At 44.6% G+C, this 16,108-nt stretch carries 11 protein-coding genes; 4 read left to right on the top strand and 7 right to left on the bottom strand.

Annotated features, from left to right (window positions below):
- The first annotated feature begins 5 nt into the window (after nucleotides 1-5).
- A complete protein-coding gene (gene malQ, locus AACX68_RS05035; protein ID WP_228858486.1) occupies nucleotides 6-2,141 on the top strand; it encodes a 4-alpha-glucanotransferase in 2,136 nt (711 codons plus the stop codon).
- 90 nt (nucleotides 2,142-2,231) lie between these two features.
- Here malQ and malG read toward each other — a convergent pair whose 3' ends face one another.
- From malG to malE, 3 genes are all read right to left on the bottom strand, one after another.
- Nucleotides 2,232-3,122 carry a maltose ABC transporter permease MalG gene (gene malG / locus AACX68_RS05030; RefSeq protein ID WP_099109259.1) on the bottom strand — a complete coding sequence of 297 codons (891 nt, stop codon included), beginning with the start codon at nucleotides 3,120-3,122 and terminating at the stop codon, nucleotides 2,232-2,234.
- 12 nt (nucleotides 3,123-3,134) lie between these two features.
- Nucleotides 3,135-4,691: a maltose ABC transporter permease MalF gene (gene malF, locus AACX68_RS05025; RefSeq protein ID WP_228858485.1), complete on the bottom strand. Its 1,557-nt coding sequence runs from the start codon at nucleotides 4,689-4,691 to the stop codon at nucleotides 3,135-3,137.
- A gap of 134 nt (nucleotides 4,692-4,825) precedes the next feature.
- Entirely contained in the window at nucleotides 4,826-6,025 is a 1,200-nt protein-coding gene (gene malE, locus AACX68_RS05020) for a maltose/maltodextrin ABC transporter substrate-binding protein MalE (protein ID WP_228858484.1), read from the bottom strand.
- A gap of 377 nt (nucleotides 6,026-6,402) precedes the next feature.
- Between malE and malK the strand changes: the two genes are divergently transcribed.
- Genes malK through malM form a run of 3 tightly spaced genes read left to right on the top strand, consistent with a single transcriptional unit; the run spans nucleotide 6,403 to nucleotide 9,730 of the window.
- Entirely contained in the window at nucleotides 6,403-7,512 is a 1,110-nt protein-coding gene (malK, locus tag AACX68_RS05015) for a maltose/maltodextrin ABC transporter ATP-binding protein MalK (RefSeq protein WP_228858483.1), read from the top strand.
- A gap of 33 nt (nucleotides 7,513-7,545) precedes the next feature.
- The gene (locus tag AACX68_RS05010; RefSeq protein ID WP_228858482.1) at nucleotides 7,546-8,823 is read left to right on the top strand and encodes a maltoporin; all 1,278 of its coding nucleotides are present in this window, start codon (nucleotides 7,546-7,548) and stop codon (nucleotides 8,821-8,823) included.
- 19 nt (nucleotides 8,824-8,842) lie between these two features.
- Nucleotides 8,843-9,730 carry a maltose operon protein MalM gene (malM, locus tag AACX68_RS05005; RefSeq protein ID WP_228858481.1) on the top strand — a complete coding sequence of 296 codons (888 nt, stop codon included), beginning with the start codon at nucleotides 8,843-8,845 and terminating at the stop codon, nucleotides 9,728-9,730.
- A 72-nt stretch (nucleotides 9,731-9,802) separates the two neighbouring features.
- Here malM and AACX68_RS05000 read toward each other — a convergent pair whose 3' ends face one another.
- The 4 genes from AACX68_RS05000 to rpoC all read right to left on the bottom strand — a co-directional run bounded on the left by AACX68_RS05000 (nucleotide 9,803) and on the right by rpoC (nucleotide 15,987).
- On the bottom strand, nucleotides 9,803-10,033 hold the full coding sequence (locus AACX68_RS05000; protein WP_228858480.1) for a hypothetical protein: 231 nt from the start codon (nucleotides 10,031-10,033) through the stop codon (nucleotides 9,803-9,805).
- Nucleotides 9,982-10,197 (bottom strand): hypothetical protein, encoded by a 216-nt coding sequence (locus tag AACX68_RS04995; protein ID WP_228858479.1) that lies wholly within the window; start codon nucleotides 10,195-10,197, stop codon nucleotides 9,982-9,984. Before AACX68_RS04995 ends, AACX68_RS05000 begins: the two co-directional genes overlap by 52 nt.
- Nucleotides 10,198-10,377: 180 nt before the next feature.
- Nucleotides 10,378-11,673: a polysaccharide deacetylase family protein gene (locus AACX68_RS04990; protein WP_228858478.1), complete on the bottom strand. Its 1,296-nt coding sequence runs from the start codon at nucleotides 11,671-11,673 to the stop codon at nucleotides 10,378-10,380.
- A 90-nt stretch (nucleotides 11,674-11,763) separates the two neighbouring features.
- A complete protein-coding gene (gene rpoC, locus AACX68_RS04985) occupies nucleotides 11,764-15,987 on the bottom strand; it encodes a DNA-directed RNA polymerase subunit beta' (RefSeq protein WP_228858477.1) in 4,224 nt (1,407 codons plus the stop codon).
- Between the last annotated feature and the right edge of the window lie 121 nt (nucleotides 15,988-16,108).

Genomic DNA, 16,108 nt, shown 5'->3' with positions numbered 1-16,108 from the left:
TCATAATGGAAAACAAAAGCCTTGAGGATTTAGCAACAGAAGCTGGCATTGCCACTGAATATATAAATGCCTATGGCAAACCACAGGCTATTCCTGCTCAGATAAGGCATAAAATCCTGCAAGCCATGGGGGAAAATAGACCGGTCAAAAGGCCGGTTTCTGATCCATCAGTTTCAGCCTTACCCACAGTTAAGGTATTAATTATTGGCCAGTCATTCACTTTTACGCTGAATACCTCGGCCCAATATCAGTGGCAAATACAGACAGAACAAGGAACAAGCCTGCGCGGAAATTGCCAATATCAACTGACACTGCCAGCCTCTTTGCCTCTGGGTTATCACACGCTAAGTTTAGTCCCCTCATCAGGCCCCAAAGACGCGGTACAACGCCATGTTATGCAGATCATTATCGCTCCGGAACGCTGTTACGAACCAGAATCACTGATAAAAGGCAGCAAATTGTGGGGAGCCTGCATCCAGCTTTATACCCTGCGTTCCGAAACTAACTGGGGAATGGGTGATTTTGGCGATCTAAAAAAAATGTTACGGGAACTGGCACAACGCGGCGGCGCTTTTATTGGCCTGAATCCACTCCATGCGATGTATCCTGCCATGCCTGAAAACGCCAGCCCTTATAGCCCCTCATCCCGTCACTGGTTGAATATCATTTATATTGATGTCAGTCAGGTAGAAGATTTCCAATCCAGTGCCAACGCTCAAAAGTGGTGGCTGATGCCGGAAACCCAAAGCAGAATTCAGAGTGTCCGCCAAACAGAATGGGTTGATTATTCGGGTGTGATGGCACTAAAAATGACAGCATTACGTTTGGCTTATCAACAATTCAATACTCGAAATGATACCGATCCCCTATATCTCTCATTCCGTCAATTCATTAATCAAGGCGGTAAAAGTCTGTACTCTCAGGCTGTCTATGATGCTCTACATTACAAACTATACAGTGAAAGTCACACCTATTGGGGTTGGCCCATCTGGCCTGAAAAATACCGCGACCCAGATAGTGATACTGTACTGAAGTTTTGTCACTCTCACCCACAAGAAGTGGAGTTCTTTCTTTGGTTACAATGGATTGCAGACAGGCAACTGGCTGATTGTTTACGTGAAAGTAAGAACCATGCTATGCCGATTGGTATTTATCGTGATCTGGCTGTTGGCGTGGCGCAAGGTGGTTCAGAAACCTGGGGTAACCGGGAACTCTATTGTATGGAAGCATCTATTGGTGCGCCGCCTGATATCATGGGACCACTAGGGCAAAATTGGGGGCTTCCTCCAATGAATCCTCATATATTACAGGCTCAGAATTATCAGCCTTTTATTCAATTACTGCGTAGTAATATGCGGCACTGTGGGGCATTACGCATTGATCATGTTATGGCACTGCTCAGGCTTTGGTGGATCCCTCAGGGAGAAACCGCAGCTCAAGGTGTTTATGTCCATTATCCTGTTGATGATTTACTGGCGATACTGGCATTGGAAAGCCAGCGTCATTGTTGCATGGTGATAGGCGAAGATTTAGGAATAGTACCAGAAGAGATTGTTGGAAAATTACGTGACCGTGGTATCTATTCTTATAAGGTTTTTTATTTCGAGCGCGACGGGCAAGGTGAATTTAAACCACCTGAGAAATATCAGACACAGGCCATGGCAACTATCACTACCCATGATTTACCGACATTAGGTGGGTTTTGGCAAAGTGGTGATCTGAAACTGGGTGAATCAATTGGGTTATATTCTGATAAGGCATTACTCACTGAGTTATATAATGAACGCGAACATTGTAAGCAAAAGCTATTACAGAGTTTAAATCATCATGGTTATCTCTCTGAATCAGAAAATATAGCAAACACACTAACCCCATTGCAGCCAAAGACATCTTCATCACAGGTACCAACGTCCGTTAATCAAGGAATACACTATTATCTCGCCAGCTGTACCAGTGCCTTGTTGGGCTTACAACCTGAGGACTGGCTGGGTATGGAAAATCCTGTCAATGTCCCGGGCACAACCATGGAATATCCTAATTGGAGACGTAAATTAACCGTCACATTGGAAGACATGTTCAAAAATACAGACATAAATAATTTATTGGAAACAATAGATAAACACAGAAGAAGAGTGCCATAACGACAGGCAAAAAATATTGAACTTCGTACCCTTTATACAGGTACGAAGTTTTGCTTTACTTTTACTCTTTGATGAATTTCGAACAGACCGTCACCCCTTCACACCACCGGCTGTCAATCCTCCAACTAACCAGCGCTGGGCAAGTAAGAAAACTACTGTAATAGGTATAGCAGAAAGTACAGCAGCGGCGGCAAAGTCACCCCAGAGGTAATTTTGTGGGTGAAGATATTGCTGCATGCCCACAGCTAATGTGTAATTATCCACATCCCTTAACAATAGCGAAGCGACTGGTACTTCAGTAATCGCACCAATAAAAGACAGGATAAATACCACCGCTAATATCGGGACAGAAAGCGGCAACAGTATCAAACGAAAAACCTGCCATGATGTAGCACCATCCAGCATGGCCGCCTCTTCTAAAGAACGATCTAACGTTTCAAAATAACCTTTTATTGTCCACACATGTAGCGCAATCCCCCCTAGATAGGCAAAAATCACACCACCGTGGGTATTCAGACCGAGAAAAGGAATATATTCCCCCAAACGATCAAACAAGGCATACAGGGCCACCAACGACAAAACAGCGGGAAACATTTGAAAAATCAGCATGCCTTTCAATAAAGTGTTTTTGCCACGAAAACGCATGCGAGCAAAAGCATAGGCACACGTTGTTGACAGCGCAACAATGCCAGTCGCAGTAATTAATGCGACTTTTACAGAGTTCCATAACCACAGTATTACCGGGAACGGAGGAGGAGTAATGCGCCCATCAGAGGATTCAACACTATAACCCAGCGCCAATTTCCAGTGTTCCCAGGAAATCGACTCAGGGATCAAACTTCCCGTCGCGAAATTCCCCGGTCGTAAAGAGATAGCAATGACCATGAGTAATGGAAATAAAATCGAGGCGATAAAAATCAGCATGAATATATGCGTTGCCCATATTCGCCACCGCTGTGATCTAGATTGGACCATCGCCATGCCACTACCTCCTTAATCAAATTTAATTCGTGTCGTTTTCAGATTAATGATTGCCAAAGCTCCCACCAACAAGAAGATTAGCGTTGCTATCGCCGCTGCTAATCCAAAGTCCTGTCCTCCATCACCCTCAAAAGCAATACGATAGGTATAGCTGACTAATAGATCGGTATAACCCGCTGGTGTCGTTGTCCCAATATGGTCCGGCCTGCCGTTGGTAAGTAGTTGAATGAGAACGAAATTATTGAAATTAAAAGCAAAGCTGGCAATCATCAATGGCGTCAGAGGCTTAATTAACAAAGGAAAAGTGATATAGAAGAAATTCTGTAGCGGCCCAGCACCATCCATCGCTGAGGCTTCATACAGATCATCAGGAATCGCTTTCAGCAGCCCCATACAAAGGATCATCATGTAGGGATAGCCCAGCCATGTATTAACAATAATCAGCATGGTTCTGGCCAGAGTCGGGTCAGTAAACCAGTCCGGTTTCAAACCAAATAGACCATTGAGCAGTAGATTCACCTCACCAAAGCTCTGGTTAAATAATCCTTTAAAAATCAGGATAGAAATAAAGGAAGGTACGGCATACGGTAAGATAAGCAATACACGGTAAATAGCCCTGCCCTTAAGCGCTTCCCACTGCACAATGCAAGCCAGAATCATACCCAGTGCCACAGTCAATATTACCGTTAACAGAGAAAAGAGCACCGTCCAGACAAAAATGGAGAGAAAAGGTTTTTGAATCCCTTCATCCTGAATAACCCGCAGGAAATTTTTCCAGCCAATGGAAACCGTAAACCCGGGACTCAACGTCCCATCGCCCCATTCCCCTTTTGCATCAATGGATTGGTAAAAACCCGTTTCCATATTCGGGCGATATTTTACACCTGTCTGATTATCAATCAGGGTGTGACTATCTTTCTCCAGAGTATAAAGGGAATGTATACCGGAAAACTGCCGCAAAGAGCTCATGCTCAATCTACTGTTATCTGGCAGAATTACTGTGATTTGCCCTAATGCCTGCCGGTTCTGCGTAATGGTACGCAATGTGGCAGCGTCATGATTAAAGCGGGTTACCTGCTCATATAATGGCAGAATGATTTTTTCTTTATCAGATAAAGAAAAAGGCTCTGATACCAATACATTCGAACTATCAGCGGCATTTAATACCAAAATCCACTGTTGATCCTGAGGGTAAAGTTTGAAATTAAATGACTGGCCTGTCTGATAGTGTCTACTCATCAATACAGCCTGAGCTCGCTCAAGGGTGAGTTGGTTGGTACTGCTATAGTTTGTAAAAGCAATCGTAATGGTACAAATAAGCGGGAACAGAACAAACAATAACATTGCGGCAATACCCGGGTAGGTATAACGCCAGGCATAAGACTTACTATTAGCGAAAACATAAACACCACTACCCAGTAATACCAGTATCAAAATCGCAAACAGGTACTCCCCTTGTGCGTACATCAACACAATCAAATAACCGGTAAAAGACAAGCTCAGCCCCACCGTAAACCATTTCAGGACAGAACGTGGCCACCATACATTTTTGTTCAACCTTGCTGACATTATGCACTTCCTGTTACTAGAAATTTATTACCTGCGAGCCTATTCCCACGAACCTGTTTTACTGAGATTCAATGAGAAAATCTTTCCTCCGATAAACAAAAAGCCTCCTTCAAAAGAAGGAGACTAATGCGCGTTTATTTTACAATCCGGGCTTCTGCATCATTGAGAGCCGCATCTACAGGTTGTCGGCTGCTGATTGCATTAAGTACCGCACTACGCATGGCGTACCAAAAGCTGCTCATTTGTGAAATATTCGGCATGATTTCGCCTTTCTGAGCATTGTTCATCGTGGCAGCAATACGTGGATCTTTGGCAAGAATATCCTGATAAGACTTCAATGCTACAGCACCCAGTGGCTTATCCTTATCCATCATTGCTAAGCCATCATTAGTCAGCAGGTAGTTTTCCAAAAACTCCTTAGCCAGTTCTTTATTGGGACTGGCCGCGTTAATTCCTGCGCTCAAAATACCAACAAAAGGTTTAGAAGGCTGGCCTTTAAAAGTCGGCAGCAAAGTAACACCGTAATTAATTTTACTTTTGTCGATGTTCCCCCATGACCAAGGACCATTAATAGTCATTGCTGTCGTACCTTTATTAAAGGCGGCTTCAGCAATGGAATAATCGGTATCAGCACTAAAGTGTTTGTTTTTTACCAGACTGACTAAAAATTCCAGGCCGGCTTTAGAACCAGTATGATTTACCCCACTATCCTTAATATCGTAGGTATCTCCCTGCCTCTTAAAGGCATATCCACCATCAGCAGCAATCAGGGGCCAGGCGAAATAAGGTTCCTGAAGATTGAACATAATCGCACTTTTCCCCTGCTTTTTTAGCTCGTTATCTAATATAGGAATTTCTTCCCATGTTAAGGGTGGTGACTTAACCAAGTCTTTATTGTAAATAAGAGAAAGAGCTTCAACCGCAATAGGGTAGCCAATCAATTTGCCTTCATAACGAACCGCATCCCAGGTAAAGGGAAATAGTTTGTCCATAAAATTCTTATCAGGCGTAACCTCAGCCAGTAACCCCGACTGTGCGTAGCCCCCAAAGCGGTCATGTGCCCAGAAAATGATATCCGGACCATCTCCCACCGCAGCAATCTGAGGATATTTTTCTTCCAGTTTATCGGGATGTTCAACACTGACTGAAATCCCTGTATCCTGCATAAATCTGTCACCAACCTGCGCCAGCCCGTTATATCCCTTATCCCCATTGATCCAAATTACCAGCTTACCTTCTTCCAGTTTTGCGAAAGCAGGAACAGAAAGTACCCATGCAGATAAAACGGAAAGCATCAGCGCACTAGCACCTATTTTTGAAATTCTTTTTGTCATCATTCCGTCCTTTTCAGTATTTGCTGATTTAAGATGAATTCTTCACTACACCACCAGAAAATATTTCATAGTGTGCAATTAATAGAAAGCAGACTCATCCTCCCCCTACCTACGCCTCTCATCAAATGAGTGTGAACGTGATTACAAAAGCACTGTAAACCATGCCAAAAGTCTTAAAAAGGCACCAATTTTTGTAACTAAAATCACATTTTATTTCGTGAAATATAAAGGAATTTTGTAATCCTACTAATCTCATCCTCCTAATCCCTCCCCCATAAAAAACGATAAAATGGAGGATTTTTATTCCTGTTATTTTGCGCACAATCCTGCCATCTACTTTTCGCTACAAACCAAGATGGCAACTCCGAGGTAAATACATGTCCAGCGTCACACTTCGTAATGTATCTAAGGCTTATGGTGAAAATGTTATTTCCAGAAATCTCAATCTTGAGATTGATGAAGGGGAGTTTGTAGTTTTTGTTGGTCCATCGGGATGTGGAAAATCGACTTTATTAAGAATGATTGCCGGTCTGGAAGATATTACGTCCGGTGAAATGCTGATTGCAGGCCAAGTAATAAATGATGTACCGCCCGCTAAACGTAGTATCGGCATGGTTTTCCAATCTTATGCACTTTACCCCCATTTATCCGTAGCAGATAACATGTCTTTCGGCCTGAAACTGGCAGGGATTAAAAAAAGTGAGATTCAAAAACGGGTAGAGCAGGTCGCAGAAACTCTCCAACTCGCTCATCTATTGGATCGTCGTCCAAAAGCACTATCTGGTGGCCAGCGTCAGCGAGTGGCTATTGGCCGTACTCTGGTCGCCGAACCCAATATTTTTCTACTGGACGAACCTCTCTCCAATCTGGACGCTGCCCTGCGAGTTCAGATGCGTATCGAAATTTCACGTCTGCATAAGCGTCTGCAACGCACCATGATCTACGTCACCCATGATCAAACCGAGGCCATGACATTAGCAGACAAAATCGTTGTATTGGATGCCGGCAATATTGCTCAGGTTGGTAAACCTCTCGAAATTTATCACTACCCGGCTAATCGTTTTGTAGCCAGTTTCATGGGCTCTCCAAAGATGAATTTCTTACCAGTCAAAGTCTCTGCAACCGCTGTTGATCAAGTACAGATCAGCCTGCCTAATGGGCAACATGTCTGGCTTCCGGTAGAAAGTAAGGGAGTTACTGTCGGGAGTAATGTGTCTCTGGGTATCCGGCCGGAACACCTTTTACCCAGCGATGTCGCTGACGTAACACTGACAGGAACTGTACAGATAGTAGAGCAGTTAGGAAGTGAAACTCATATCCATATCCACATATCAACCATCCGTCAAAATCTCGTTTATCTCCAGCCTGATATTGTTCTTGTAGAAGAAGGGGCGACCTTCACTATCGGATTAGCCCCTCATCGTTGTCATCTGTTTCGGGAAGACGGAACAGCATGTCGGCGCCTATACAAAGAACCAGGGGTTTAAAACCTCGCCATAAAAAATAACAGGAGAACAATTATGCGCATCTTACCTCTCTCATTACCCGTGCTGGCAGGATTATTTTCCATGCAGGCCGCTGCGGTAGACTTCCACGGTTATGCCCGTTCAGGTATCGGCTGGACAGGACGTGGCGGTGAGCAAACATGTGCTCAAAGTACAGGGGCACAAAGTAAATACCGCCTCGGAAATGAGTGTGAAACCTATGCTGAATTAAAATTGGGGCAAGCATTATGGCAACAAGAAGATAAACGCTTCTATTTCGATACCAATCTGGCCTATAGCGCAGCTCAAAAAAGCGATCATGAATCGGTCAACCCCGCATTCCGTGAAGTGAATGTACAGGCAACTAACCTGATTGACTGGTTGCCCGGCTCAACACTGTGGGCCGGTAAGCGTTTTTATCAACGCCATGATGTACATATGATCGATTTCTATTATTGGGATATTTCTGGTCCCGGAGCCGGTTTGGAAAATATTGATCTTGATTTTGGCAAACTTTCTCTTGCCGTGACACGCAATACTGAAAGTGGAGGTTCATATCGCTGGGTTAGTAATAAAAATCAAAATACCGAAACCTCTAATGATGTTTTTGATGTCCGGCTGGCTGCTCTCCCCATCAACAGCGGTGGTGTGCTGGAATTAGGCGTTGATTACGGGCGGGCTAATCCACGTAAGGGTTATCATTTGGCCAAAAACGCTTCTAAAGATGGGGTAATGCTAACGGCTGAACATACTCAAAGTATGTTGGATGGGTTCAATAAACTTGTTGTTCAGTATGCGACTGACTCTATGACTTCCAATAATAATGGTCGTTCCGCGGGAGCCAGTACCGACAATAATGGTCATATGCTACGTGTGATAAATCATGGCGCTATCAATCTGGCTAAAAAATGGGATTTGATGTACGTCGCTATGTACCAAAATATTGATCGCGACAATCGTAACGGTACCATTTGGTATACCGCCGGTATCCGCCCAATGTACAAATGGACACCCACCATGAGTACGTTATTGGAAGTTGGCTACGATAATGTCAAATCTCAGCGTACCAAAGCGATTAACGACCAGTACAAAATCACTCTGGCCCAACAATGGCAGGCGGGTGATAGCATCTGGTCCCGTCCGACGATTCGTTTGTACACCACTTATGCTAAATGGAATGAAAAATGGGGTTATGCCAATAAAACTCCCGGTTATAACGATGGGTTAGCGTATCGTGATACAACTGATCACCATTTCAGCCGTGGTAAGAATGATGAGTTCACGTTTGGTGCTCAATTTGAAGCCTGGTGGTAATTTCGGGTAAGGGTAAACGATGAAAACCAAACTAATTACTCTCTTCTTTAGCAGTATTTTCTCCTGCATAAGCCTCCCCTTAGTGGCTTATGCAGCAGGTACTGTATCTGAGAAGGCTATGATCAATCCGGAAATAAACAACAGCGTTGCTTATTCCATACCTGTTTCTGTTTTACAGAAGCAGGTATGGAAACCGATAAAGACCCCGGCAATGCACACAATTGTTCTCAGTCGGACTTCATCTCAGATTAACGAAGGAAATATTCAGGGAGCAGTTGCCACTCTTGCTTTACCGGCCAGTCAGGGTGCACTGAAAATCACGTTAAGCAGCCTGATAAAAGATAAGCAGGTCTATTTACCTAACGTGTTGGTGTTTGATGAAAAATTTCAGCCTGTTGCACTTTATGCAAGCCATTCTTTTTCCTATCAACAACCGGAGATCTTCTCGGGGGAACGGGTTGAAAGAACATTAAAAATAACGCCAGTGTCAGGGCAGAAAAATATATATTTGTTGATTTACACCACCCATTCAGACCTGCAAACATCGACCAAAATGGTTGATCCAGCCAAAGCCTATGCTCAGGGAGTAGGTAACGCGGTTCCCAATATTCCAGATCCAGTAGCTAGCCATGCTGATACCGGAATTTTAACGCTGAAAGTGACGTCAGAAGAACAAACTACCGAAAACGTATTGGCTGACCATTCTCTCGTAGATCGAAAGCCTAATAGGGTGCCTAAATCTATTTCAGGTGAAACAGAACAGCACTTCAATGAGGCCATCAAGAAAGCGATCAAAAATGGAGATATCAATAAGGCACTGACTCTGTTAGATGAAGCTGAACGCCTTGGTTCATCGAGTGCACGGGAAACATTTATCAAAATGATAAAGAGCAAAGGATCTACCTGAACCGGTACAAATTAAAGCCACCCGTTTAGTAGGAATAAAACGGGTGGCTTTAATCATTATTACTCATCATATTTAGTCATTAAATTCTGTATTTACGATTGATTCAACCAGCACTTTGCCATTACGTGTGAGTTTAATTTTATTATCATCAAAAAATAGCAACTGACGCTCCGCCAAATTACATAATTTATTATAAATACGTTTGTTTTCTTTTATCGCATGACCAAATCTTTGCTGGTGAACATCGTTGTCTACCGGCTGGCAGGTAGATAACGCCATTTTAATAGCATTTTCTTTTGCCACAGTGCTTTTTTTTCCTCTGAGACACCGGTTCGCGTTTCCATGAAAATTCTTTTCTTATTATTTTTCAAAAACCCTATAAGTTTAATTGATTCAACAACAATTCCGGACATCGGAACGCCATCAAAGGAGATTATTAACACATTATAATCATCTTCAATATCCACGCTCACCTCCACATAATTTAATAATTAAATGGAAATAATAATATATAATATTTTCAAGCTAAACTGACAGGGTCTTATTTCATGAAAACATGATCAAAAATAGCGGACTGTGATATTTGCAATAAAAACCCATTAATACAGTAAGTTTTATATACTTATCTTAACATTAATCTAAATATATCATTTTTTACTATTTATCTTAGAAAAAGGAATATCTCTTGGTTTATTGGCTATCATTTTTGCCATTTTTTCAATGGAATCTGTCCGCAATATATATAGCCGCTTCAAAGAAAAGGGATTGTCTCCCAATTTCACTTTTCCCTGCACAGTGGTAACCGCTAAATGAAAACCTGCATTTTTAGCCGCTTTCATCGCTGACATATTATATCCGCCAAAAGGGTAGGAAAGATAAATTACATGGGGGTTAAATTGTGATAATGCCCGGCGGGAGCGTTCAAAATCATACAGAATATTCCGGTATGAACGCTTGAATAATATGGGTTTCTTATTCTTACCTAATCGATGCAAGAAATGAGTATGGGATTGAAAATCAAAAACATCCTGCATAGATAACAATTCATTAAGACTCAAAAATTGTAGGTTATTGGGATTCCATTTCTGAGGATGGCGTTTGATTCTGGATGAAATGATAAAAAGTGTCGCCTTTTGTTCATTTTTTTTCAGTATTGGGTAAGCATAACGATACACGGACTTCAATCCATCATCAAAAGTCAAAGCAACGACTTTCGCCGGCAGGTTAACTGCACCTTTTAAGTATCCTTCCAACTCATAGAGTGAAATCGTGGTGTAACCAGCCTGTTTTAAGTAATCCATTTGATTACGGAAGGCGTTTAAAGATGTGGTTGTTGATGTATGCAGAAAACGCTTATTTTCTTTCTCCTCAAGGAGATGATGGTATGTCAGCACAGGTATGCCATTATCCTGTTCAGCATCCTGAGCACGAATATAGCCCAGACGTCCTCCCAGATTAATTTCATACCAGATATTATGCTTAATATCCTGTACCTTATCCTGAATTGGATAGCGGAGATCTGCCGCCAGTACTGCAATTGGCTTACTATCGGCTTTCAAAGTGCTGTAAACCTTCGTTTTCTGAAAGGTAGCTAAACCCTGAGCGATTTTATTATTGAGAATGGGGAAAGGATCACTGGGGAATGAGGCTTTTTTTATTTCTTTTAAATGGTTTTTAGCAATGTAACCTTTCCCATTACCAAACCTAAATACGTAATAATCACTGTCTTCTCGTTCATCCTGAGCCACTTTCAGGCTTTGCCCTTCCCTGAAGATACCAACCTGAATCACATGCTCTCCAATCAAGGCATAAATTTTGCTGTCTCTGATGACCTCCATATAGCGATAGCTTTCCCCATCAGGCTGATACGCTGCAACCTGATTGGCGAAAAAGAATAATGACAGCAAGAAAATCATGGCAGCAACATTAACGATTTGTCTCATTCTGTTTTCCACCCAAAATAAAAATGCCCTCTACCAGAGAGGGCATTTTATGATTAGTGATACGAATTATGTATCCTACTCATCATGGTATTACTCGTTAGAGCTGCTACCGAAACCTGCATTCAACAACTCAGCAAGGTTTGCAGTGGCTTCGTCGACAGTCACTTGTGGTGCTTCAACCACTTCGTTTTCGTGACGACGGCGCATACGATCCTGATGGTAAGCATAACCTGTACCCGCAGGGATCAGACGACCCACAATGACGTTCTCTTTCAGGCCACGCAATTCATCACGTTTACCTGCAACAGCTGCTTCAGTCAGTACGCGGGTTGTTTCCTGGAACGACGCCGCAGAGATGAAGGATTCTGTTGCCAGTGATGCTTTGGTAATACCCAGCAGATCACGGTGGAAGGTCGCAGGGACTTTGCCATCTTGATCCAGTTTACGGTTAGCAACTTTAACGCGTGCGTATTCAACCTGCTCGCCTTCAAGGAATTCAGAGCTTCCCGCGCTTGCAATGGTCACTTTACGCAGCATCTGACGAACGATAACTTCAATGTGCTTATCGTTAATCTTAACGCCTTGCAGACGGTAAACTTCCTGAACTTCGTTAGTGATGTAACGAGCAACGGCATGAACGCCACGCAGACGCAGAATGTCGTGTGGAGATTCTGGACCATCGGAGATCACGTCACCACGTTCAACAACCTCACCTTCGAATACGTTGAGCTGACGCCATTTAGGGATCATCTCTTCGTAAGCATCACTACCATCCAGTGGGCTGATTACCAGACGACGTTTACCTTTGGTTTCTTTACCGAAGGAAACGATACCGCTGATTTCTGCCAGGATAGCAGGCTCTTTCGGACGACGTGCTTCGAACAGGTCTGCAACGCGTGGCAGACCACCGGTGATATCTTTAGTACCGCCAGATTCCTGAGGAATACGAGCCAGCGTGTCACCCGCAGAGATAGTAATGCCATCTTCCAGCTGAACAATCGCTTTACCCGGCAGGAAGTACTGAGCAGGCATATCTGTACCTGGGATCAGAACGTCGTTACCCTGAGCATCAACGATTTTCAGTGCCGGACGCAGGTCTTTACCGCTACCGGTACGCTCTGCACTGTCCAGAACCACCAGTGATGAAAGGCCGGTCAGTTCGTCCGTCTGACGGGTAATGGTCTGGCCATCTACCATGTCAGAGAACTGGATGATACCGGACACTTCACTCACGACTGGCATGGTGTGTGGATCCCAGTTAGCAACGGTTTCACCGCCGGCAACTTTCTCGCCATCACCTTTTGACAATACGGAACCGTAAGGCACTTTATAGCTTTCTTTAGTACGACCGAAATCGTCAATCAGGCGCAATTCGGTATTACGGGAAGTAATAACCAGTTTGCCCGCTGAGTTGGTAACGAATTTCGCGTTGGTCAGTTTCAATTGACCTTTGTTACGTACCTGAATACTGGATTCTGCTGCCGCACGAGATGCCGCACCACCGATGTGGAACGTACGCATCGTCAGCTGTGTACCCGGCTCACCGATTGACTGTGCCGCGATAACACCAACTGCTTCACCTTTGTTGATGATATGACCACGAGCAAGGTCACGTCCGTAACAGTTCGCACAGACACCGAAGTCAGTTTCACAACTAACTACAGAACGTACTTTCACGCTGTCAACGGAGTTTTCTTCTAACAGATCACACCATTTTTCGTTCAGCAGAGTGTTACGTGGAACCAGAATGTCCGCAGAACCCGGTTTCAGAACATCTTCCGCAGTCACACGACCCAGTACACGCTCACGCAGAGGTTCTTTAACGTCACCACCTTCGATAACCGGAGTCATCATGATGCCATTATGCGTACCACAGTCATCTTCAGTAACAACCAGATCCTGAGCAACGTCAACCAGACGACGGGTCAGATAACCGGAGTTTGCAGTTTTCAGTGCGGTATCCGCCAGACCTTTACGAGCACCGTGGGTTGAGATGAAGTACTGAAGTACGTTCAGACCTTCACGGAAGTTCGCGGTGATTGGGGTTTCGATGATGGAGCCATCTGGCGTTGCCATCAGACCACGCATACCCGCCAACTGACGAATCTGAGCAGCAGAACCACGAGCACCGGAGTCGGCCATCATAAAGATGTTGTTGAAGGAAACCTGTTGTTCTTCTTCGCCTTTGCTGTTAATCACAGTCTCAGAAGAGAGGTTTTCCATCATCGCTTTAGCAACACGTTCGTTCGCCGCCGCCCAGATATCGATAACTTTGTTATAGCGTTCGCCCGCAGTTACCAGACCTGACTGGAACTGTTCCTGAATTTCAGCAACTTCAGCTTCTGCTTCCGCGATGATGCCTTCTTTCTTCTCAGGAATAACCATGTCGTCAATACCTACGGATACCCCTGAACGGGCAGCGTAAGCAAAACCGGTGTACATGGTCTGGTCAGCTAAGATAACGGTTGGTTTCAGGCCCAGCACACGGTAACAGGTGTTCAGCATCTTAGAGATTGCTTTTTTACCCAGTGGCTGGTTAATCAGTGAGTATGGCAGACCACGCGGTACAATCATCCACAGGATGGCACGACCGATAGTGGTATCAACCAGACCTGTATTAACCGTAACGTTACCTTCGCCATCTCTCACTTCTTCAGTGATACGAACTTTGACACGGGCATGCAGAGAAGCCAGACCTGCGCGGTATACGCGTTCTGCTTCTTTAGGACCGGTCAGAACCATGCCTTCGCCTTTCGCGTTAACACAGTCACGAGTCATGTAGTACAGACCCAATACAACGTCCTGAGATGGAACGATGATTGGTTCACCGCTCGCCGGAGACAGGATGTTGTTGGTAGACATCATCAGCGCACGCGCTTCCAGCTGGGCTTCCAGTGTCAACGGTACGTGAACAGCCATCTGGTCACCATCGAAGTCGGCGTTATAAGCCGCACACACCAATGGGTGCAACTGAATCGCTTTACCTTCGATCAGAACCGGTTCAAACGCCTGAATACCCAGACGGTGAAGGGTTGGTGCACGGTTCAGCAGAACCGGATGCTCACGGATAACCTCATCAAGGATATCCCATACAACCGCTTCTTCGCGTTCAACCATTTTCTTAGCTGCTTTGATGGTAGTCGCCAGACCACGCAGTTCCAGCTTGCCGTAGATAAATGGTTTGAACAGCTCCAGTGCCATCTTCTTAGGAAGACCACACTGATGCAGGCGCAGGTATGGACCTACGGTAATTACAGAACGGCCTGAGTAGTCAACACGTTTACCCAACAGGTTCTGACGGAAACGACCCTGTTTACCCTTGATCATATCAGCCAGGGATTTCAGAGGACGCTTGTTGGAACCCGTGATTGCACGACCACGACGACCGTTGTCCAGCAATGCATCAACCGCTTCCTGCAACATACGTTTTTCGTTACGTACGATGATGTCTGGCGCAGCCAGATCCAGCAGGCGTTTCAGACGGTTGTTACGGTTGATAACGCGACGATACAGATCGTTCAGGTCAGACGTTGCGAAACGGCCGCCATCCAGAGGAACCAATGGACGCAGATCCGGTGGTAGAACTGGCAGAACAGTCAGAACCATCCACTCTGGTTTGTTACCAGACTGAATGAAAGCTTCCAGCAGCTTGATGCGCTTGGTCAGTTTCTTACGCTTGGTTTCAGAGTTGGTTTCGTTCAGCTCTTCACGCAGAGTTTCACATTCGTTTTCCAGATCGAGGTTTTTCAACAAAGACTGGATCGCTTCTGCGCCCATTTTTGCGTCGAACTCATCACCGAACTCTTCCAGTGCATCCAGATACTGCTCTTCAGTCAGGATCTGACTGCGCTCAAGACTGGTCATGCCGCCTTCTACAACCACATAGGATTCGAAGTACAGTACGCGTTCGATGTCGCGCAGAGGCATATCCAGCAGCAAGCCGATGCGGGATGGCAGTGATTTCAGGAACCAGATGTGAGCAGTCGGAGATGCCAGTTCAATGTGACCCATACGTTCACGGCGAACTTTAGTCTGAGTGACTTCAACACCACACTTCTCACAAATCACACCACGGTGTTTTAAGCGCTTGTATTTACCACACAAGCATTCGTAATCTTTTACCGGCCCGAAAATACGAGCACAGAAAAGACCGTCACGCTCAGGTTTGAACGTACGGTAGTTAATGGTTTCCGGCTTTTTTACTTCCCCGAATGACCACGAACGGATCATATCTGGAGAGGCCAGAGCAATTTTGATCGCATCAAACTCTTCGGTCTTGGTTTGCGCTTTCAGAAACTTCAATAAGTCTTTCACGAAATGGCTCCTGTCGGAGTTAGACCTGTTAGGTGAGTGGCCCATGCCACTCCCCCCTTGTAACCAGTGTAACCACTGGCTGGCAGACTGCCCGATTTTATGTTATTTCAACATAAGGCGG

Source organism: Xenorhabdus sp. PB61.4, assembly GCF_963894935.1.
Taxonomy (GTDB): Bacteria; Pseudomonadota; Gammaproteobacteria; order Enterobacterales; family Enterobacteriaceae; genus Xenorhabdus; species Xenorhabdus stockiae.
Note: the sequence above shows the minus strand (reverse complement) of the source record. Positions and strands in the feature narration are given on the sequence as shown.